Origin of the sequence: Winogradskyella psychrotolerans, from assembly GCF_018860545.1 — a bacterium.
Taxonomy (GTDB): domain Bacteria; phylum Bacteroidota; class Bacteroidia; order Flavobacteriales; family Flavobacteriaceae; genus Winogradskyella; species Winogradskyella psychrotolerans_A.
In genome coordinates this window covers 410633-434153 of record NZ_JAHKPN010000002.1, presented here as the reverse complement: position 1 = coordinate 434153, position 23521 = coordinate 410633, and the positions used below count along the sequence as shown (strand labels likewise).

General features: G+C 35.5%; 17 protein-coding genes. 9 read left to right on the top strand and 8 right to left on the bottom strand.

Features of this window, described 5'->3' with window-relative positions:
* The first annotated feature begins 60 nt into the window (after positions 1-60).
* Positions 61-546, top strand: a complete 486-nt coding sequence (locus tag KO515_RS01845; protein WP_215934664.1) for a DUF6646 family protein — start codon at positions 61-63, stop codon at positions 544-546.
* A 171-nt stretch (positions 547-717) separates the two neighbouring features.
* Here the strand turns inward: KO515_RS01845 and KO515_RS01840 are convergent, their stop codons facing one another.
* A complete protein-coding gene (locus KO515_RS01840) occupies positions 718-1191 on the bottom strand; it encodes a regulatory protein RecX (RefSeq protein ID WP_215934663.1) in 474 nt (157 codons plus the stop codon).
* Positions 1192-1457: 266 nt separating this feature from the next.
* On the opposite strand from KO515_RS01840, the gene KO515_RS01835 reads away from it, so the two are divergent.
* Positions 1458-7046, top strand: a complete 5589-nt coding sequence (locus KO515_RS01835) for a lamin tail domain-containing protein (RefSeq protein ID WP_215934662.1) — start codon at positions 1458-1460, stop codon at positions 7044-7046.
* 360 nt (positions 7047-7406) lie between these two features.
* Here KO515_RS01835 and KO515_RS01830 read toward each other — a convergent pair whose 3' ends face one another.
* From KO515_RS01830 to gdhA, 4 genes are all read right to left on the bottom strand, one after another.
* Entirely contained in the window at positions 7407-9842 is a 2436-nt protein-coding gene (locus KO515_RS01830) for a TonB-dependent receptor plug domain-containing protein (protein ID WP_215934661.1), read from the bottom strand.
* A 24-nt stretch (positions 9843-9866) separates the two neighbouring features.
* Complete coding sequence (recO, locus tag KO515_RS01825; RefSeq protein ID WP_215934660.1) at positions 9867-10586, bottom strand: DNA repair protein RecO; 720 nt, start codon at positions 10584-10586, stop codon at positions 9867-9869.
* Between the two features lie 2 nt (positions 10587-10588).
* Positions 10589-12973 carry an ABC transporter substrate-binding protein gene (locus tag KO515_RS01820; protein WP_215934659.1) on the bottom strand — a complete coding sequence of 795 codons (2385 nt, stop codon included), beginning with the start codon at positions 12971-12973 and terminating at the stop codon, positions 10589-10591.
* Positions 12974-13093: 120 nt separating this feature from the next.
* A complete protein-coding gene (gdhA, locus tag KO515_RS01815) occupies positions 13094-14437 on the bottom strand; it encodes an NADP-specific glutamate dehydrogenase (protein ID WP_215934658.1) in 1344 nt (447 codons plus the stop codon).
* A 314-nt stretch (positions 14438-14751) separates the two neighbouring features.
* Here gdhA and KO515_RS01810 point away from each other — a divergent pair, with 314 nt between their 5' ends.
* Positions 14752-15537 (top strand): THC0290_0291 family protein, encoded by a 786-nt coding sequence (locus KO515_RS01810; protein ID WP_215934657.1) that lies wholly within the window; start codon positions 14752-14754, stop codon positions 15535-15537.
* A gap of 77 nt (positions 15538-15614) precedes the next feature.
* Here the strand turns inward: KO515_RS01810 and KO515_RS01805 are convergent, their stop codons facing one another.
* Complete coding sequence (locus KO515_RS01805) at positions 15615-16760, bottom strand: cystathionine gamma-synthase (RefSeq protein WP_215934656.1); 1146 nt, start codon at positions 16758-16760, stop codon at positions 15615-15617.
* A 137-nt stretch (positions 16761-16897) separates the two neighbouring features.
* Between KO515_RS01805 and KO515_RS18855 the strand changes: the two genes are divergently transcribed.
* Positions 16898-17617, top strand: a complete 720-nt coding sequence (locus KO515_RS18855) for a DUF3298 and DUF4163 domain-containing protein (protein WP_215934655.1) — start codon at positions 16898-16900, stop codon at positions 17615-17617.
* On the opposite strand, the gene KO515_RS01795 is transcribed toward KO515_RS18855, so the two are convergent.
* Positions 17614-18861 (bottom strand): cation:proton antiporter, encoded by a 1248-nt coding sequence (locus KO515_RS01795; protein WP_215934654.1) that lies wholly within the window; start codon positions 18859-18861, stop codon positions 17614-17616. The genes KO515_RS18855 and KO515_RS01795 overlap by 4 nt on opposite strands.
* Positions 18862-18942: 81 nt before the next feature.
* Between KO515_RS01795 and KO515_RS01790 the strand changes: the two genes are divergently transcribed.
* Genes KO515_RS01790 through KO515_RS01780 form a run of 3 tightly spaced genes read left to right on the top strand, consistent with a single transcriptional unit; the run spans position 18943 to position 21320 of the window.
* Positions 18943-19296: an arsenate reductase family protein gene (locus KO515_RS01790; protein ID WP_215934653.1), complete on the top strand. Its 354-nt coding sequence runs from the start codon at positions 18943-18945 to the stop codon at positions 19294-19296.
* On the top strand, positions 19289-20182 hold the full coding sequence (locus tag KO515_RS01785; RefSeq protein ID WP_215934652.1) for a DMT family transporter: 894 nt from the start codon (positions 19289-19291) through the stop codon (positions 20180-20182). Before KO515_RS01790 ends, KO515_RS01785 begins: the two co-directional genes overlap by 8 nt.
* 1 nt (position 20183) lies before the next feature.
* Positions 20184-21320 carry a peptidogalycan biosysnthesis protein gene (locus KO515_RS01780; RefSeq protein WP_215934651.1) on the top strand — a complete coding sequence of 379 codons (1137 nt, stop codon included), beginning with the start codon at positions 20184-20186 and terminating at the stop codon, positions 21318-21320.
* 2 nt (positions 21321-21322) lie between these two features.
* Here KO515_RS01780 and KO515_RS01775 read toward each other — a convergent pair whose 3' ends face one another.
* A complete protein-coding gene (locus tag KO515_RS01775) occupies positions 21323-21802 on the bottom strand; it encodes an acyl-CoA thioesterase (protein ID WP_252723750.1) in 480 nt (159 codons plus the stop codon).
* A gap of 133 nt (positions 21803-21935) precedes the next feature.
* On the opposite strand from KO515_RS01775, the gene KO515_RS01770 reads away from it, so the two are divergent.
* Positions 21936-22793: a YicC/YloC family endoribonuclease gene (locus KO515_RS01770; protein ID WP_215934649.1), complete on the top strand. Its 858-nt coding sequence runs from the start codon at positions 21936-21938 to the stop codon at positions 22791-22793.
* Between the two features lie 53 nt (positions 22794-22846).
* A complete protein-coding gene (gene gmk, locus KO515_RS01765; RefSeq protein WP_215934648.1) occupies positions 22847-23437 on the top strand; it encodes a guanylate kinase in 591 nt (196 codons plus the stop codon).
* The last annotated feature ends 84 nt before the right edge of the window (positions 23438-23521 follow it).

The following is a 23521-nucleotide window of genomic DNA, read 5'->3' as shown; positions in this document are numbered from 1 at the left end:
ATTTCTGACCATTAATTAAATACTATTTGTATATTTGACCCCTATTTTAAAATGAAAAACATGAAAAATATTCTACTAATTGTCGCTTTATTAGCGTTTAGTTTTAGTAATGCGCAAGCCTTTGAAGGTAAAGGAGACCAGAAATTCCAAGTTGGTGCTAATATTCAAGATTACGCTACAGGAATTAATGTAAGTTTCGATCACGGCTTAGGTGAAAACATCTCTGTTGGTGTATCGTCTTCTTATTCTTTAGGAGGTGCTGATGGCATCGAAGATTTAGATTTCGGAGATCGTTTTGATTTAAAAGCACGTTTTAACGCTAACCTAGGTAACGTGATTAACATTGATGAAAATTTTGATTTGTATCCTGGATTAAATTTAAGTCTTAAGAATTTTGGTGGTCATGTTGGCGCACGTTATTTCTTTACAGAAGGCTTTGGTGTTTTTACAGAAGCTAACTTTCCTTTAGCAAAATATGATGCTGATGACGTCATTGATATACACAACCAATTCACATTAAACCTAGGAGCTGTATTTAACCTATAGACCCTAATTACAACACATAATAAAAGCCTTTTCACCTGATAACATCAGCATTGAAAAGGCTTTTTTCATTTTACAAAGTAAAACCAACAACCACCAACAATCATTCCCACACAATATCTGTCATTCCTGCGAAGGCAGGAATCCACATAATCAAACCACAACTCCTAACAATCACCCAAGATACTCCCGCAACTTCTCATAAACCAAACCCGATTCCCAACCCCGATACAACAAATAATCCGCCACCTTTTTCTTCTTCTTATACACATTAGGTTCTTTAACCTGAGCCACACGTTTTTGCACCAGCTCATCTAAGGTGCTATAATAATCATCCAGATCAATTTCCTTTAAAGCGGTATCAATACTGTATTTAGAAATATCCCGAAACTTCAACTCGCGCACCAAACGGTTTTTACCCCATTTCTTAATCCTAAATTTCCCACGCACAAACGCCTGAGCAAAGCGTTCTTCATTCAAAAAATTATCTTCAATGAGATGCACCATAATCACATCAATGGCTTCCGGAATCATATGCATATCACGCAGTTTTTGCCGTACCTCTTTATGGCAACGCTCTTGGTAGGCACAATAATGCTCTAGTTTTTTGCGCGCCTCGTCTACCGTATATGTTTTATTGACATCCATGCAGTTCAAAAATACAATAGATTACAACATTATAAGGTCTTTTAAAATGGAAATAAAAGGCATAATTAAACAGATATTGAGCGCACAACAAAACACCACCACCACCCAACCACTTACATTTTATCGGTGATTTATGCACTTCAAAGATAACTTGTTATAAATCATAACAATTTGTTAATAATTACCTACTTTTCAAGACACTGACTGACAGACTATTTAATTTATCTTTGGTCGGTATTAATTGATTAATTATCCCAACTATCCCTATGATAAAAAACTACTCCCTTATTTTTATAGCATTCCTATGTTTTAGCTTGTCTGGTTATGGACAAACTTATACTAAGATTACAAGTTTAGCAGAACTCACAGATGGTGACTATGTTATCACAAACCAAGAAGATGAATTTGCTATGAATAATACCAGTGGTGATTATTTTGGTCATTCGGCTATTTCACCAGTTGGTGGTGATATTACAAATCCAGATGTCTCAATTGTTTGGAAAATTGAAACCAATGGATCAGGCAGAACCATTTTTAATGAAGACAGTAGCATATACGTATCATATACTGGCACACAAAATCGCGCCTATGCCGTCTCTGCCGTATCCGACGATGAACAAAGATGGACTTTTTCTTATAGCAGTGGCAAATTTACCGTTAGAAATGTTGATAATTCATCAAGACAACTGTCTTACAATTCAGCAGCTCCAAGATTTGCATGCTATGGAAATGCTGGCCAACAAGAATTACAATTATACAAACTAGCAGGCCCAGCTGGCCCAACTATAACTGCAGCACCAACAACGATTACAGGCTTAGATTATTTTTATGATATGCCTCCCTCTTCTGAGGACACTTTTACGGTAGAAGGAACAGATTTAACCAATGATATTGTAATCACAGCACCAACCGATTTTGAAATTTCGTTAACTTCTGGGACTGGGTTTACAAACTCTATTACCTTAACTGAGAGCAGTGGTGCAGTAGCTTCTACAACCATTTATGCAAGATTAATATCAGGAAAAGCGGTTGGTACTTATACAGACGATGTCGATATTACAAGCACAGGTGCATCAACAAAAACAGTCTCCTTAACTGGAGATGTAGTAGATATCTATTGTAATGCAGGCCCAACAAGTAATGCTGATTCTGAAATTGAAAATGTAACCTTAATTGGTGAATCTCTAAGTATTACTAACAATACTACCGATAATTGCACAGGGGGATCTGGCGGTGTAATTAACAATTACACAGCAATGCGTGCAGATTTAAATGCAGGAGGGAGTTATACATTAAGTGTAGAATTCGGTGATTGTGATAACGGCGGTCAATATGATGGAGCTGGTGGAGTTTGGATAGATTGGAATAATGATGGAGATTTTGATGATACGGATGAAGAAATAACAACCGTAGATGTAGCCGTCTCTGGCGGTAATGTAACAGAAAACATAACAATAAATATACCTGCAGCGCAAGCAATTGGAGATTACAGAATGCGAATCGTACAAAACGAAAGTGCGGATGCGAGTTCAATTTCACCATGTGGCACCTTTAGCTGGGGCTCTGTGGAAGACTACACAATTAGTGTTCTTGCAGGTTCTACTGATACACAAGTAAATTTTGTATCAACGAGCTCTACACTAACAGAAGATGGCCTTTTTATAGATGTTTGTGTCGCTATCGCCAATGAATCAGCAAGCAATGCAACCACCGTAGACATCACCTTAGATGGAGCCAGTACGGCAACCAACGGAACCGATTACGACGATGGTGCAGGCACTCCTGCCGCAATTAGCTTTCCTCAAACACTCACATTCCCTCCCGGTAGTACCGCAGATCAGTGTGTTACCATCTATATTTCTAACGACGATACCGATATAGAGTCTGATGAGACCATTATTTTAAATCTTAGCAATCCTACTGGAGGAGACGCGGCAACGCTTGGCGGATTAACAACACATACAGTGACCATTACAGACAACGATGTCCCAGGATTAGCAGATGTCGTAATAACAGAAATTATGTATAATTCCACTGGTGGTGACGATGAGTGGATAGAAATCTGTAATACCTCTGGTAGTCCACAATATTTAAACGACTATACCATTGAAGTGAACGGATCAACCCGATTTACCTTTCCCTCTACGGGCACCATAATTGCTGATGGAGATTGTATTACAGTTTCTCTAGGGAGCAATGGAGATGGTGTTTATAACAACGATTGCCCATTTACTCCAGACTATGGTATTCCTGCTTCTACAACCAACACAAACAAACTTGTAAACGATAGTGCTACAATTACCTTAGTTGCCGCAGATGGTTTTACCACCATAGATGACGTACAATATGATGACAATGATGATTTTTCAACAGATGGTAACGGGTCTACATTTCATATAATAGATACAACCTTAGACAACTCAGATACAGACACCAATTGGCAAGCGGTCCCTGATGGAGGTAGCCCAGGTACAAATACTTTAATTTCTCCTTGTGCAGTGTTAGAACCAGAAATAAATATAGAAGGAGATATCGGTGCTTTTCCAGATATAGCTAATGGAGATACCACACCAAGTTACCTCGACAACACGGAATTTAGCGATCAAATTGTTTCCGTAGAATCGCAAACTAAATCCTTCATTATCGAAAACTTAGGAGCCGTAGATTTATCCGTAAGTAATATTCAAATTGTAGGCACAGATGCAGCAGATTTTTATGTCACCTTACCTTCTAGTTTGCCTTTAACTGTCACACCGTACTCGGAAATAACATTCGATGTTACTTTTGCCCCAATTTCAGTAGCTGGCACCAGAAACGCAACAGTAAGAATTACAAACAACGATAGTGCTGATGGTGAAGGTGAAGAAATCTATGAATTTGCAATTAGAGGAGAAGCCATTTGCGAGGCGTCATCAAATATAATGACACCGCTTACTGGGCCAATTAACACCACTGTAACGGTAACAGGCACAAACTTAGACGGATCTACTACGGTAGAATATGATGGAGCCATAATTCCTCATACATCCATTTCAACAACCCAAATAGAGTTTAATATTCCAACGGGAGCCGTCTCATCTAATATCGTTATTACCAACGCAATCAATTGCCAAAGCAACGGCGCCTTTACCGTAATAGATAATGTTATCGGTTCTTGCGAAGGGTCTGGCGGAATAACCCCTACAGATTTATTTATCAGTGAAGTCACCGATGCCGGTTCTGGTTCTCACTCTTATATAGAACTGTATAACGGCACAGGAACAACAGTCAATCTTGAACACTATGAAATTCGTATTCATAATAATGGTAATGCGGGGGCTAGTGGAAATGTTGGCGATTTATCAGGAAGTATGCCTAACAATACAACCTATGTAATTGCTATTGGAGGAGCTGATGCTACAGACCCTGAAGGCGGACATACTGCGGATGAATTTTATGCTTTTGGTGGTATTAATGACAATGACAATATTAGACTCTACCACGACGATGGCACAACTGAAACCTGGGTAGATTTATGGGGAAATACTTCGGGTACTACGTTTACCATCTCAAACAACGATTACACATACCGAAGAAAAAACACAGGAATTACAGCTCCGAGTACCACTTGGGATTCTAACGATTGGGATAGTATGACCCCTGTGGACTATACAAATATTGGTGCGTATGATTTCTCAGCTGGTTCACCTCCTACTATAACCTTACAACCAGTAGATGCCGATTTTGAGTGTGAATTCTCTGCAAGCTTTACGATATCAGGAACAGAAGGCTATGACGAAGGAGATGATTCTCAGGAACTCACCTACCAATGGTATTACAACGCCCCTGGAATAGCAACATGGACAGAAATTTTACCGAGTAATACAGATTACTCAGGTCAGCAATCCGCAACCTTAACTATCGCTAATTCTACAGGCTTAAACGGATACCAATACTATTGCCAATTAAGAGAAGATAGTGCTACCTGCTATAAAGCATCTAATGCAGCGAAACTAGAGGTTCTTGTTTCCGAATGGGACGGCACGTCTTGGTCAACACCACCAACTATTAATAGCGCAGTAACCCTTAATGGCAATTATGATACTTTAGTAGAAGGTAGTTTTAGTGCTTGTAGTTTAATTGTAAATGACGTTACATTAGCTATTGGTGATGGCGATTTTGTTGAAGTCACAAACGATTTAACAGTTAACGGAACTGACGGAGCTATTGAGATTGAACCCCAAGGCTCATTTGTTCAAATTAACGATTTAGGAAATGTCACAGCAACAACACCTACAAATCTTAAGGTTAGCAAACTCACAGCCTCTTCTAATAACTGGTACGAATACACCTACTGGAGTTCACCTGTTTTTCAAGAAACCCCAGCTAATGGTTTAGCACTTGCGAGTCCTTACAAACGCTTTCAATACAATGCTGAATACTTCAGAGACTCAACATATGAGACTGCTAATGATGATACCGCTACAGTTGGAGCAGGGGTTGATGATATTGATGATAATGGCGATGATTGGGGCAGTATTTCTACAACATATTTAACCCCTGGAGTAGGTTATGCAGCAACGCATGATCCTAGTGTATTTTCAAGTACCCCTGGATGTCCTGGACCAACTTGTAGAATACGCTACACATTTTCTGGTCTTTTTAATAATGGTGTTATCACAGTGCCTTTATATCGAAATGACGAAGAAATGGGTGATAACAATTGGAATTTTGTTGGCAACCCATACCCTTCTGCTATAAGTGCAGATGTCTTTTTAGCGACTAACGTAGGGCTTATTGACGAAGAAATATCCGAACCTAATCCTATTATTGAAGGTGCTATATATTTATGGTCTCAAAATACCGCACCTTCTGATACTACAAATGGGAGTCAAAACCTAAATTTTTCTGATTCAGACTATGCCATTATTAATGGTACAGGACAAACCGCAGCTCAAGAGAATGGAGGCGATTCTACAATCCCGAGCAGATTTATCCCCTCTGGTCAAGGTTTCTTTATTTCTATGGATAATAACGCAACTTCAACCACCGTATTACCATCTCCTGTTCCTACTGAAGACATACAAACAGCAGACCTAATTTTTAATAACTCCATGCGCGTTACAGGTGATAATAATCAATTTTTCAGAAACAGTAATGAAACTAATGCCATAAATAAACTATGGGTAAATCTAACATCAGATAACGGTGTGTTTAGTCAAGTTTTAATTGGTTATTTAGAATATGCTACGGATGCCTATGATGGTATGTATTTCGATGCTCCAAAAAACGGAATAACCTCTTCGCATTCTGCAATCTATACGTTAATTCCAGATTCCGATGAAAAATTAGCAATCCAAGGTAAAAATCCAAATAGTCTAACACTGGATGAAGTTATTCCATTAGGTTTTTATACTTCTATAGATGTTGCTACATTATATACCTTTTCTATTGCACAATTTGAAGGTGCTTTTATGACAGAAAACGCGGTGTACATTAAGGACAATGAACTCAATACATTTCACAACCTTAAAACTTCAGACTACACCTTCACTTCAGAAACAGGTGAATTCAACGACCGTTTTGAAATTGTATTTACACCAACTACACTCTCTATAGACGACAACATAGTTGAAGCTAATGACGTAACGATTACAGAATTACAACATGGCGATGTTCAATTTAAAGTTGGAAACAACCACACCATAAAACACGTCGCTATTATAGACGTTACAGGACGCATCATTTATAGCTTACAAGGCAATACTTCTACTGAGGTTTATAACTTATCCAAATTAAGTATCGCGACTTACATTGCTAAAATAACCCTATCCAACGGACAGGTCATCAGTAAAAAAGCTATTAAACAGAACTAAATAAACACGCTATATATTTTGAAATATAAGTCGCATCTAAAAAATGCGGCTTATTTTGTTTTAGGCCAGAGGTGGTAAAGTCGCAACAAGAATCCCAACCAAAGCTTCATTTGGGTTCACCCATAGTAACCTCGGGTCATACTCGGGTCATACTCGGGTCATACTCGGGTGATATTCGGATAAAGAGCGGATGATAAATGAGGTTCACCCGTGTTTAATTCGGGTCTACTCCGCATCTACTCCAGGTCTCCTTCGGATGTGAACCGTCTATAAGGCGTATGAACCTCCGCTAATATTTCGGTCAGCTGAAAGTCAAATAACCGTCATAAATAGGATGCTTATACGAGAAACACCAAAAGACTAGAGGGTATATTTTAAAGCGAGAATAAAATTCCGACCTGCAGCAGTAATTCCCGAAGAGTATGGCCGATAACGTTGATCCGTTATATTTTCTAAACTAGCCGTGACACTAAGCTGGTCATTATACTGATATTGCGTTCTAAAATTAAGCGTATACCAAGACGGTGCATAGGGATTTCCATCAGCATCTAAAGCGTAAATATAATCCTTAGCCGTTTCTGAAGGAGCCATTTGATTAAAGTCTAGGGTGCTGTTATAAACCACAAAGGCATCAAACAATACCGAGTTCTTTTTCCAAACCAAATGCGTGCGTCCAAAATTAGGGGCCACATGCCGTACCGGTTCTTCTACTCCATTATTATCTTCTGTACCACCAATAACATTATACTGCGAACGGAGTTTTAATTGTTTGGTGAAGTTAATGTCTATACCTGCTTCAAAACCATAAATCCAGGCTTTAGACGCATTCTGTATCGCCTGAATCGTACTTAACTCTCCATTGTAAACCATTTCGGTTTCACCATTGAGCTCATAATCGCGTCGTATTAAAGCATTATCTAAAAAGGTATAATAGGTCGCTAAATCTATAATGACTTTATGTTCAAAATTCAACTTTAAACCCAACTCACCACTATAAGCGTATTCTGCTTTTAAGTCTTTATTAGGTACCACAACAGCTCCAGGTTCGCTATCAAACACCTTACCAATATCGTCAATATTTGGAGCTCTAAACGCCGTAGAGGCATTAAGCTTCCATTGAATGACATCACTTGGAGACCACGTAATACCAACGGTTCCTGTTAAAGCTCCTGTATTCACCTCAGCATCATCAAAAGGCAAATTTAAAAACACATTATTGGCCGTAAAATCAGCTTTCGCAATCACCTGATTAAAACGAAGACCAGACTGAAACACAAATTTAGAATTCGGTTTATGCTTTAAACTGGCATAAGCAGCAACAGACTGCCACGTAGAACCATCCGGATAGCGCGTAAGGCTAACTGAATTCTGATTCGTTTCTATGTTGGTATCATACCCATCGGAATGCACCGTATTATGTAAGTATTCTAGCCCATAAAACAAACTTGTTTTAGGGTTTAACGTTTTCTCTAAATCTAAATTAAACGAAATGGCATCAACAGATTCAGCTCTCACAGCACGAATAGCCGATTGAAAATCCCGATCCTCCCGACTCTCCTTAAAATTCTGATACGCTAAAGTCGTTTGAATCTTATCATACAAATTAGAACGACTACTCAATTTAGTCAACGTAAAATTTCCCATAAACCATTCTTGTGGTCCATAATTCCATTCAGCCGAACGTAGCTCATCTCCTCTATAACGAAGGAGTCTATCATATCTAGAAAATTCTGATGTCGTAGAATAATACAAGCCTAAATCAAAATCTAAATCATCAGAAGATTTGTAACGCACCTTTTGCATAAAATTTAGTTGATCGTAACCGGTTGGTGATTGTACTTTAGGGTTTGGATTAGCAACAATAACATCTTCCCCATTTTGCCGGGTGACATATTCTGGTCTCAAGTAATCATCAGGACCATGACTTCCCATTCTTAAATCATCAAAATCAGTATAACTCACACTCGTCAAAAACGCCCATTTCTTATACCCTAAATTAAAATCCAAATGTCCTGTTGTTTCAGTATTTGCAGAGGCGAATCGTGTTAACGCCGTAGCACTAAAATCTAAAGCATCCGTTTCAGAGAACTGCGGTTTTTTAGTATAAAAGCTCATCACTCCTCCAATCGCATCACTGCCATAAACCACGGAACCAGCTCCAAGTGTGACCTCTGTATGTTGTATCGAAAATGGATCTATAGCAATAACATTTTGAAGATTACCACCTCTAAAAATAGCATTATTCATACGTACACCATCAACAGCAATTAAAAGCCTGTTTGTAGAAAAACCCCTAATCATAGGACTTCCACCACCTAATTGACTTTTCTGAATGTAAATATTACCAATGTTTTCTAATAAATCGGCACTCGTTTGAGGATTAGACAAAGCAATATCTTTAGCATTGACATTAACAATGGTTTGTGGAATATCCCTCTTACGTTGTTCAAACTTAGAAGCTGAAATAACGATTTGATCTAGCCCTTCTACTTTAAGCATAAGATAAACAATGCCCTGCTTATTTACGATTTCAGATTTGGTGAAGTGTTCCTCTTCATATAAAAAATCCTTAAAATATATAATTTCCTTAGCATTGAAAAGCGACAACGATGCTTGGCCGTTTGAATCGGTAATAATGGTTTTGCTTTTAATGTGATTAACAAGTGTAACACCAGGAATTGGCATTTGACTATCGGCTGTTAAAACAGTAACGGTTTGCCCAAAAGTTAACTGTAAAAAAAGAAATAAAAAAATAGTATGTACGCTATTGCGCTTCACTTGTGAACTCACAATCATTATAGTTTTTTTGGCAAAAATGACTTAATGAAATACCTCGTTAAGCACCTGCAATGATTTAGGCTTTCTAAAACTTCCTAAATGTAATTCAAAATAATGCAATAGCATATTTAAAAATTCTTGCCGCTGTTTTGCTTTAATGCTTACCGTATGTAGTGTATCAAAACTTGTGCCTAACAGACGTTTTAAGAGTGTTAAATTTTCACCAGACACGGAGTAAATGCCATGATTAGAGGCTTCAAAAACTCCAGATTCCAAATTGAAATAGGCATAGTCATTATCTAAGTTTTCGGGTAGAAAGCCTAAGTAGCGTGTCAGCTTTAAAAGAAACAATAAATGAAAGTTTGAAAACTGATCTTCATTATCTAAATACTGAAGTGATGCAGTTATAAAATCGAATAAATCGTCATTCTTTTCTTCTTCTTTTAATACATTGGAAAGAATTTCAGATAAAAATAAAACGATCGCACTTTTATAGATATTAGTATGAAGGCTTTTATAGATATAATTAAACTTAGTTTCTTTTATAAAATGTAGCGACTGATTTGGTTTATAGTTTTCTTCTATTTGAAGTTGAGACAACGCTTGAAAATAAACGGTTTTTGAAAGTCCTTTTTTAGATTTCAAAACACCTCTTAACATATAGCTCACCACTCCACGTTGCTCCGTATAGCACTTAACAATAAGGTCGTGATCTCTATATTTTAATTTAGAAAGCACGATGCTGTTGTTTTTTGAAAGCATGTTTATTGGACGATTAGAACTTTGAGCACTTTAGTTTCAAAAGAGTCTAAATCTGAAATCAGTATTAAATACACACCGGTTCTCACTACATTATTCCCAAGATTTTTACCATTCCAAATAGCAGTTCCTCCATCGATAGCAAAATTATAATTTGCACTAGACGATCTTAAATTAACATTAGACTGCGCTTCTGCTACCAAATTACCTTCAATATCTGTAATTTTTATATTCACACGTTCCGTGAGCCCACTAACTTTTACACCTTTAGTAATATCATTTAGATCGTTAAAACCAAGAATATTATACTCTGGTCGTACAGGATTTGGATACACAAAAGCATCTTCTAAAGTGGATTCTGTTTTTGAACCACCAGCTTTAAAAGATAATAAACCTTTTATTGTGGCGATATACACCGTACCATTATTAGGATCAATTGAGATGTCATTAATTCTATTTGATGGCAATGGAGAATTGTCTTTAGTAAAATGATAAATGGTCGTTTGCCCATCTGGAGAGAGATAAAACACGCCAGAATCTACCGTTCCAATCCATTTATTATTAGAGCCATCAACCTTAATATCTGTTACGGTTTCGCCTTCTAACAATTCTTTTGCAATTCCCTCTTCTAAAATAATTATAGAACTCAATGTCGGGTTAGAATCTTCATAAAATCCTGAAGTATTATACAGCACGCGTAGTCCTGTAAATGTACCCACCCATAATTGATTACTATTATCTACAGTCAATGCATTTACCCTAGGAAAAGGTAAGCCTTGTTCTTCCGTTTTTATATTTCGAAGCGGAGTATCAGCTATGGTTTCATTATAGGCATAAATTCCATTGGTATAAGCACCTATCCATTTGGTACCATTGTTATCTATAGCAAGATCAAAATAACCAAACTCATCATTAATGGGGTTTTGGATGATACTCGAAAAATCATAGCTATTCCAATTACCAGTAATTGGGTCATAAGACTTTAAAGGTTCAGATATAAGCGACGTTAATGACCACAACAGTCCACTACTATCAAACGCAGTCGCAGAAACCCTAATACTTCTATAGTCTGGAGAATCGGATAATACTAAGGATTCTAAATCACTATTGGTTTCATCATATAATATAGTCGATTCATAATCATTTAATTCTAGAATACCATCTTGAAATGAACTCACAAAGACTTGGTTTTGAATAAATGGATTTATCGCAATTTGTGCTAGATTCCGTGCTTCTAGTAAACTATCAAAAGGAATATTCTCCCAAACATCATTCCTATAATAACTTAGACCTCTACTCCTAATCGGATTAGGTACTAAATCTTCAGTGTAATCACCAAAACTAGACCACACCACACTCGATTCTGCATTAAGTCTAAACGTTTCATTAAATAATGGACCATTCGGTTTAATTTCTGTATAAAAACCAGTAGAAGTAATTGACGAACTTATGACACCAAAAGCCTCAGTACCAATATAAATATCACCATCTAAAGAAATTGCTGACGTAAAATCGGAATCAAATTCTTCTGTAGCCTCAAAGCTATTTACTAATTGTATGTTCTCATCATAAACATAGATCTCATCCCTTGTAGAATAAATAATATAGGAGTCAGACGTATCTCCATCTAAAGGCAGAATTGGAAATGTAAGGACAGAACTTAAGGAAGTCCCGTTTATTTCATACATCGTTCTATTGTATGCTACACCATACACTTTATTATTAATGGTATTAATGGTTGCATAATTCCCAATCACTGGGTTTTGCCATTGTTGATAATCAATTAAATTAGGATTGCTTAGGTCTGCTGTTCTTATTCCATTCCCAGAGATACAGGCTGCATAAATTTGGTTATCTAAAATTGTGACTTGGTTTACTGTTATTTGGCTCCCTCCATCCCCAATAAAATAAGTATCACCAAACTCTAAACGCTCTAAATCATATACCGAAATCCCATAATCTGTTGATATGTAAACTTGCCCCTCATGTTCAAAGAAATGATTAATCCTCTTATTTACAGGAGTAATGTTGACCTTATCTAAAATATCAACCACAGATAATACCGAATTTTCTGTTTCAGAATACACCTCAATTAATCCTGTTTCATAACCTATGAGTACGTATTGATACAACGCACTGTAATAAAGGGTTGTAATTTGCTCACCGGAAAGGCCTTCTACCGAAGTAATTGTTGTGAGTTCATTAGTTTGTGAGTCATAACTAAAAACAGCATTTTGAGCAGCAGCATAAATTTTATTTTCACCACTAACCACATCTACAATATCATTATAAGAATAATGACCCTGCCATAACGTTGAGAAATCTTGACTATAGCTAAAAGCTGTAAACCCAAATACTAAAATAAAGATTTTAAAAACAGTGTTATACATGAATACATAAAGGTTTGCTCAAATATATTTAATACTAACGATATTTATGCGCTTATCATATATAATGTCATAAAAAAAGCTTCTGTAAAGAAACAGAAACTTTTTTTATTTTAGATTTAGTTACACAACACCTTGAGCTAACATAGCATCTGCAATTTTCACAAAACCAGCAATATTTGCTCCTTTTATATAATCTACAGCACCATTCTCATCTTTTCCATAGGCTACACAAGAATCGTGAATGGCTTCCATAATATTTTGTAGTCGTGTATCCACCTCTTCTCTAGACCAGCTTAATCGAAGTGAATTCTGACTCATTTCTAATCCAGAAGTAGCTACACCACCAGCATTAGACGCTTTGCCAGGAGCAAATAATAATTTTGCATCCCGAAAAACCTGAATAGCCTCTGGTGTAGAAGGCATATTTGCCCCCTCAACAACACAGATACTACCATTTTCAACTAATTGCTGTGCATCCTCTCCGTTAAGTTCATTTTGAGTTGCGCAAGGTAAAGCTATATCACATATTACGGACCAAGGTTTTTCATCATCAAAATAGGTCGCATTTGGATATTGCTTTACATATTCACTTATACGACCACGCTTTACGTTTTTAAGATCCATTACAAACTTTAATTTTTCCGCATCAATTCCGTCTTCGTCTAAAATATAACCTCCCGAATCTGACAACGTCAGTACAACCGCACCTAAGGCTATAGCTTTTTCCGTTGCATATTGTGCTACATTACCAGAGCCTGAGATTACAACGCGTTTATCCTTTAGCGTATCCTCCTTTAATTTCAACATATTTTGAGCAAAATAAACCACTCCATAACCTGTAGATTCTGGTCTAATTAACGAGCCTCCCCAAGTTCGGCCTTTACCAGTTAACACTCCTGTAAATTCATTTTTAAGTTTTTTATATGTCCCAAACATAAACCCTATTTCGCGTGCACCAACACCAATATCTCCTGCGGGAACATCTGTAAACTGCCCTATATGCCTATATAATTCACTCATAAAAGCTTGGCAGAAGCGCATAATTTCATGGTCTGATTTTCCTTTTGGATTAAAATCAGATCCCCCTTTACCACCGCCCATGGGTAGCGTTGTTAATGCATTTTTAAACACCTGTTCAAAAGCTAAGAATTTCAAAATACTAGCATTTACAGAGGGATGAAATCGTATACCTCCTTTATAAGGTCCAATAGCAGAGTTCATCTGAATACGATACCCTCTATTCACTTGAATCTCACCGTCATCATCAATCCAACTGACTCTAAATGATATTAATCGTTCAGGCTCCACCATCCTTGATAGAATTTTTTGACCATTATACAATTTACTTTGAGCGATATATGGGATTATGGATTCAGCAACTTCTTGCACGGCCTGTAAAAATTCTGGCTCATGACTATTTCTTTTTTGCACTTCAGCTAAGAAAGTGTCTATTTCATCTTTCATTCGTATTTATTTACATCTAAAATAAATAATTCATTAACGATTTCTAAATAATAATCTATTTTTGTCTAAATAATAGGATATTTTATTTTAACCCGTTAATTGTAAGAATATTTTGATATATTGTGGCTTTCTTATTGCTTTAATAATTAAGCACATATCATTTTTATTACGGTGAGATTACATATAATCTTAATTAAGAAAAAAAGGAGTGAAATTTTATGAAAGAAACAGAAACATGCATTTTGTCGGTTTTATTTGGTAGTTTGTCGAGTTTTTATATATTTGCTGGGTAAAAGCATCAATTTTAAGATTACATGACACTAAAAATAAAACATTTATACATAGCTCTTGTATTGCTTTTATCGATGCAAATGAGTTACTCCCAAAGTTTCTCACACGAGGTTGGAATCATTGCTGGTCCTATCATTTATCAATCGGATTTCGGTGAGCGTTATGACTTTGAAACGAACACTGGTAATATAGGTTTTGGTATTGGTCTTGTTTATTATATGAACTTCGATTATCTCACAAGTTACTATTCGTATTCAAGAAATAATTTTTTTACAAACCACTTTAAAGTACGAGCTGAAATTTCTTGGAATAAAACAAACCTTAGTCATTTTGGGCAATGGGTAGATGATGATAGAACAAGTACGGCCGCAGATAAATTAAGAGCCCATTCAGGAGAAGCTCAAAACTTTAATATCGGAGCACAACTAGAATATTACCCTTTATCGACAAGAGCCCTATCTCGAGGTGGTGATAAATTTGGCCCATTTGTAAGTTTAGGAGCACAGTACGTTATCTACAATCCAGGTGTCTCTACAACATACGGAGACGAAAACATAAACGATCCTAATAATTTTTATCCCAGTTGGGAGCCGGGATCTATAGATGCTACAAGTGGATCTACTTGGTCTATTGTGGGAAGTGTAGGAGTAAGGTATAACCTTAATGCCGTTTCACATTTAATGGCTGATCTGCGAATTCAACGCTTTATGAATGATGATACAGATGGTTTAGACCATCAATTAGATTCCAACAAAACAAATGATTGGCTCGCTTGGTTTAACGTGGGTTACATTTTTATGTTCGATTAAATCATTATTATAACACTTATAAAAAAGACCAAATCTCACGATTTGGTCTTTTTTATAGGCTCTATATTAGTTTCCATTTATTGGACTTCAATGGCTTGTTTTAAATCGGCAATTAAATCATCTTCATCCTCAATACCTACACTCAACCGAATTAGCGAATCTACAACTCCTATTTTTTCACGTTCCGCTTTGGGAATACTAGCATGAGTCATACTTGCCGGATGCCCCGCTAACGACTCTACTCCTCCAAGGGACTCAGCTAAAGTAAAAACCTTTAGATGTTCAACAATCTTAATAGCCTCATCGTAATTGTTTCCTTTGGTCGTAAACGACACCATACCGCCAAAACCACGCATCTGTGTTATTGCAATCGCATGATTAGGATGAGTTTCAAACCCTGGCCAATATACATTTTCAATTTTTGGATGTTTGGCTAAATATTCTGCGACCGCCTTTCCGTTTTCACAATGACGCTGCATTCTAATATGTAACGTTTTAATACCTCTTAAGGCTAAAAATGCATCTTGAGGACCACAGATTGCACCACTTGCGTTCTGAATAAAATATAAACGGTCTGCCAGTTCCTTGTCCTTAACAATTAATGCTCCCATGACCAAATCACTATGACCACCTAAATATTTTGTAGCTGAGTGCATTACGATATCAGCCCCAAAATCTAATGGTCGCTGTAAATACGGCGTGGCAAAAGTATTATCTACGGCCAACAACACATTATGTGCCTTTGCAATATTGACTGTTGCTACAATATCAATAATATTCAGCATAGGATTTGTAGGTGTTTCAACCCAAATCAGTTTTGTTTTATCATTAATATAATTTTCAATGTCCTTCGCATTTTGCATTCCAATAAAATGAAACTTAACACCAAAGTTTTCGAATATTTTAGTGAATAAACGATATGTTCCCCCATATAAATCATTAGTAGAAATGACCTCATCTCCATGCTTCAATAGTTTCAAAATGGTATCAATAGCAGCTAATCCAGAACTAAATGCTAGGCCATGGGTTCCATTTTCGATACTGGCAAATGCATTTTCTAAAGCATGACGCGTGGGATTTCCAGATCTTGCATATTCATAGCCTTTATGACCACCAGGAGTTGCTTGTGCAAAAGTAGACGTCTGATAAATTGGTGGCATTACAGCTCCATAAGCTGCGTCTGGTTGTTGACCACCATGTATGGTTTTTGTGTTGAATTTCATAATTAGAATATTTAACGTAACCCTCTAAAATAGTAATAGAATTATCGCTTTTGTAGTATAACAAATTTAACGGATAATTCGTTCTATTCAAATCTATATAATACCTTTAGTGTTTATTAAACATAACCTCAATTACTGTGAAACGTATCATTCCTTTTTTAATAGTTGTCACCCTTTTAAATTCATGTACTTCTGAAATTAAACCTGCTACATTTGATACTATTACTGTTGAAGAACCATATGAAGCTAAAATTTCAGCAGTTTATAGTAAAGCGACAGGAAGTAGCGATTTAAGCAATACCATTAACACTAATGTCGAAAATGCAATTATTGCAACACTAAATACATCTGAAAACAAAACTATTTTAAAAGATGTTTTAAAAGCGTTTAATGACGAATACTTAAGTTTTAAAAAAGATTATGCTGAAATAGACGAACCTGCATGGGAGCTTCATATTGAATCAGAACTTGTTTACCAGTCTGAAGCTATTATTACGATAGCTATAAGCACATACGAGTTTAAAGGTGGTGCTCATGGAAATGATAAAATAAAATTATTAAATCTTGATGCCAAAACGGGAAACAAATTAGAAATCAATGATTACATCAATGATATTGACGGATTTACAACGTTAGCGAAGGCTCAATTTATTACATCTTTGGAAAAGAATAAAGATCAATTAACTATTGAAAATTTCTTCTTTGGAGAACCGTTTCATTTACCAGAAAATATTGGCTTTAGTGAAGAAGGATTAGTCTTAATTTACAATGTTTATGAAGTAGCGTCTTATGATTTAGGCTATACCGAATTTATGATTCCTTTTGATAAGGTGACATCTTATTTAAAAATGAACTAAACCACTTTTCTTGTCAATCGTTTTATAATTGGACCTACTGTTAAACCCTGCCCAACAATAGATACTACGACAACGACATACGTTATTACCAAAAACAATTCTCTATGCATAACGTCCGTTAAACTAAGTGCTAAAGCAATAGAAATACCACCTCGTAAGCCACCCCAAGTCATTATTAGATTTGTTTTAGGTACAAAATCTAATCGCTTTTCGAAGAACTTAATTGGCAACCACAACGAGACATAACGACATAATAATATTAATGGTATAGCCACTAATCCGGCATAGATAAATTTCCCTTCTAAAGTTAATACCAGCATTTCCATACCAATCATCACAAATAAGATTGTGTTTAACAATACATCTACCAGTTCCCAAAATTTATCAACATAAAGTTCTGTTGTTTCAGACATAGCTGAATTTCTTACAGTATCATTACCCACAATCAATCCTGCTGTAACCATAGCTAAGGGAGCCGATAAATGAAACTGATGCGCTAACATCGTTCCGCCCATAACGGTTGCAAGAGTTAAAATCACTTCAATTTCATAACTATCAATAGATCGCATTAGTCGGTAAGTTATCCAACCGAGAAGAAGTCCCAAAGCAATACCGCCAATAACTTCCTGCCCAAATAAAGTCGCTATATCGGCAAGCTCAATCGCTGCATCAGGTTTAGCGGCAATGGCGAAAATGGTTAAGAATACTACAACACCTACTCCATCATTAAACAATGATTCTCCAACAATTTTGGTTTCCAATTTTTTTGGAGCACCTGCTTTTTTCAAAATGCCTAAAACGGCAATGGGATCTGTAGGCGAAATTAATGCTCCAAATAATAAACAGTAGATAAAATCTATATTTAAATCCATTGTTTTTAATACATAAAACATAACAATTCCAACTAAAAATGTCGATACCAAAACACCTAATGTAGCAAATGCCATTATAGGCCATCGTTGTACTTTAAGCTGATTGAAATTAGTATGCAAAGCACCTGCAAACAAGAGAAAACTCAGCATAATATCTAAAAGAACGGTTTCAAAATCTATAAGGGCTATAAACTCTTTTTCTTGAATTAATAACGTATCATCAAACTGAGCAATACCAACCAAAACTACTGTAAATACAATGGTGATAACCATTAACCCTATAGTGATTGGTAATTTTAAAAACTTCTCATTTATATAACCAAAAACCGCCGATAGAACGATTAAAATAGTAGCAATAGAATAGTAATCCATAGAATGATATTTTGCTTAAAAGTAATAAAATTCGTTAGAAATACGGTTTCTTTGCATATTGAATATTAAAGCGTTTTGATTATGAACAAAATATACTTTTTAAGCAGTTGTAATACGTGTACAAGAATCATAAAAGAACTCAATTTACCTGAGACATTTCAACTTCAAGATATAAAGACTGATCCTATTACTACATCTCAAATTGAACAAATGCGAGAACTCACAGATAGTTACGAAAGTTTATTTAGCAAACGTGCTAGACTTTATAAAGAATTGGGCTTAAAAGACAAATCACTGTCTGAAGAGGATTACAAATACTATATTTTAGAGCAATATACATTTTTGAAACGGCCTGTAATTTTATATGGAAATCAAATTTTTATAGGTAATTCTAAGAAAACGGTTGAAGCTGCAAAAACCGCTATTCATGGATAGCAGAGGCTTTGCCATTTTCGCTCTTTTAATGGTTCAAATTTTATATGGACTTAATTTTACCTTTGCAAAAACGGTAATGAATGAAAACTTCGTATCACCTTTTGCTTTAACGGTATTAAGAGTTGGAGGTGCTGCTATTTTGTTTTGGTTGATTAGTATTTGGTTACCCAAAGAAAAAGTAGAACGCAAAGACTATTTAAAGTTTTTTATTGCTGCTGTTTTCGGCGTTGCCATTAACATGCTTTTCTTTTTTAAAGGTATAGAACTCACAACTCCAATCCACGCAGCTGCAATTATTACCATCACTCCTGTTATTATTTTAATTTTATCAGCCCTTGTCCTAAAAGAAAAAGTAACTATTTTAAAGGTTATTGGTGTTACATTAGCTTTTTCTGGTGCATTGGCATTAACCTTATTTGGAGAATCACATCGTGAAGGAGATCACGTACTTCTAGGTAACCTCTTTGTCTTTTTAAATGCATTCTTTTATAGTATCTACATTATTTTAATTAAGCAACTCACAGCAAAATACCACCCTTTTACATTTATAAAATGGTTATTCCTTTTTGGATTTTTTATGGTTTTACCCTTTGGATATGAAGAATTAAAAGAAGTACAATGGAAAGCATTTACACCATATGCCTATTTCTGTGTTTTGTTTGTCGTGGTTGGTGCTACGTTTGGCACCTATTTATTTAACCCTATAGCTTTAAATAAACTCAAAGCCTCAACAGTAGGTATATTTATCTATTTGCAACCCGTAATTGCAGGTCTCTTTGCTATGGTTATGGGTGCAGATCACATTGATACTTTAAAGGTTATTGCCATGGTTCTTATATTTTCTGGCGTATATTTAGTCTCCCTAAAACCCAAAAACGCTAATTAATTTGCCTTTCACCTCCGAAATATTTAAAACCGTCGATGCCATTCCACAAGCCTATTGGAATAGCGTCAACTGTTGTACAAATATTTATTATTCACCAAAATTCTTAAAAACGTTTGAACTTGCCAACACGGACATTGAGTTTAATTATATTTTCACCCTAAAAAATAAAGAAGCCGTTGCCTTTGCCAACACTCAAATTGTAACGATTGGTATTGAAACCATTACCAAAAATATTACGATATCGTCGGATAAAATTAGACGTGCGGTAAACAATTTGTTTTGTAATAATCAGATTAGAGTGTTATTCTGTGGAAACGTTTTTTTAAGTGGGGAATACGGTACATTTATAAAGGAAAATGAGAATAAAGTTGAGACTTTTAAAGCCATTGCTGAAGGTATCAAGCAAGTATCAAAAGCTTCAAAAAAACTAACAGCGGTATTTGTTAAAGATTTTAAAAATGAATCACTTCCTATAACCAATCATTTAGAATCCTTTGATTACGCAGCCATGCAAGTTGAGCCTAATATGATTATAACATTGTTACCAGAATGGCATTCTTTTGATGATTATACCAATGCATTAAAATCTAAATACAGAGTAAAAGCAAATAGAGCAGATGCCAAAAGTGAGGCATTAACTACCAAACTTTTGTCTGAAGAAGATATTAAATTGTACAAAAATGCACTACAAGAATTATATCAAAACACCATTGACAACGCCAATTTTAATGCTCAAATATTAAATCTCGATACCTATATTCATCTTAAAACAACCTTTAAAGAACAATTTATAGTTAAAGGTTATTTTCTAGAAGAGAAACTCGTCGGTTTTTTGTCTGCCATGCAAAACGACACACATCTCGATGCGCATTTTATTGGCATTGATTATTCTCAGAATAAAGAATTTGCCATATACCCAAGGATTTTAAATGATTATGTTCGACTCGGCATTGAAACAAAATCCACTCAAATTAATCTTGGTCGAACGGCTTCTGAAATTAAAAGCACTTTAGGTGCAAAACCCGAGGCACTAACGTGTTATTGCAAACACAATCGTTATTTACCAAATCAGGTTTTAAAGCCGTATATAAAGAAGGTACAGATTAAATCTTTTAAGCAGCATTCTGTTTTTAAATAGACTTATAACTTCATAGGCTTCGGTCGTACACCATGTTTCCGTGTATCTTCTTTGGTTAACACCTTAAAGCTTTCAGACTTTGGAAATTTATGTGCTAATTCTAATAAAGTCTCTGGTAAACCTGTAAGTTTTCTTGCTTTTAGATCAATCCATCCACCTTGCATTTCGCAGTACGCTAAATTTTCACCTTTATGATTGTAAAAGTTATGCTCAAACATAAACAACATACCATCTTCACTTAAACCCGATACTTCAATAGTCACAGTAATTGGAGTGCCTAAAAAAGACTCCTTAAAATAATACATATGTTCATAAAACACCACAGGCCCTACATTGAATTTCATAATTTCAGGCATTGAAAATCCTTGCTCAGAAAAAAAAGCCATACGCGCATGACTCATAAAATTAGTATAAGCAGAATTGGCTAAATGACCATTGGCATCAACATCACTCCAACGAATTTCAAATTGTTTTTTGTACATCTTCATAACTTTACTATTATGAAACAAAGTTAAGAAAGTATCTTATGCATGCATAACTGTTTGTAATATTTTTAAAACATCTCTAAAACCATTCAATTTTGTACCTTTGCCCAACTTTAAATGAAAAGTTTTAATGATACAATCCATGACAGGTTATGGGAAATCTGTACTACAGCTCCCAACAAAAAAGATTTCTATTGAATTAAAATCTTTAAATAGTAAAAGTTTAGACCTCAACGCTCGTATGCCTTCCATGTATCGCGCAAAGGAATTAGACATAAGAAAACTTATTGCTAAAAGCCTTGTCAGAGGAAAAGTAGATTTCTCACTTTTTGTAGAGATTACAGGTGAAGACACCAGTTCTAAAATTAATAAAACGGTTGTTAAAGAATACATTAAACAGCTGAAAGAAGTTGTAGATGGTGACGCTACTGAATTATTAAAAATGGCGATTCGTTTACCAGATGCTGTCACTACAGAACGTGATGATATTGATGAAGATGAATGGGCACTTATTAGTAACGAGATTAATGAAGCTATCTCAAAAATAGTAGAATATCGAAAAGACGAAGGAGCAACTTTAAAACAAGACTTTGAAGACCGAATTACTACGTTGAGACGTTTATTAGAGGAAGTTATTACTATGGATCCGGAACGTATTGATGGCGTAAGAGCACGTTTAGAAAAAGGTATTGCTGATATTAAAGAGAAAGTAGATGAGAACCGTTTTGAACAAGAATTGGTTTATTATATTGAGAAATTTGATATTACTGAAGAAAAAGTACGATTAGAAAATCACTTAGATTATTTCATAAAATCTTTAGATTCTGAAGATTCTAACGGTAAAAAATTAGGGTTTATTTCTCAAGAAATTGGAAGAGAAATCAACACTATTGGTTCAAAATCTAATTATGCACCAATGCAAAAATTAGTCGTTCAGATGAAAGATGAACTCGAAAAAATTAAAGAACAATTATTAAACGTACTCTAAAATAGTTGACAGTCATAGTCGCGCTATACAGTAAACAGTAAAACCAATTTATTTTGTCAGAAATTAAAAACGAAGTACAAGGCAAACTCATTGTATTTTCAGCACCATCTGGTTCAGGAAAAACAACCATCGTTCGTCATTTATTAAAACAAAAAGAACTTAATCTAGAATTTTCAATTTCGGCAACATCGCGCGAAAAACGCGGTAATGAAGTCAATGGAAAAGATTACTATTATCTATCTCTAAAAGAGTTTAAAAACCGCATTAAAAATGATGAGTTTTTAGAATGGGAAGAAGTGTATAGAGATAATTTTTACGGTACTTTAAAAACTGAAATTGAACGTATTTGGGCCAAAGGAAAACACGTTATTTTTGATATTGATGTCTCTGGCGGACTGAGAATAAAAAGAAAATTTCCGGAGCAAACGATTGCTATTTTTGTAAAACCACCAGATTTAAATGAACTCGTAAGACGTTTAAAAGATCGTGGAGAAGAAAGTGCTGAAAAAATAAGTATGCGTGTGGCAAAAGCTCCTGCAGAACTAGCCACTGCTCCACTTTTTGATGAGATTGTTCTTAACTCTAATTTAGATGAGGCTTTAGACAATGCTTATAAATTGGTGTCCGATTTTATAAAGGAATAAACATTTTATTCCTGCAAACGGAAACATTTAAAGTGATTAATCTAGTTTAAAAAGATTCCTGCTTTCGCAGGAATGACAGCAAGA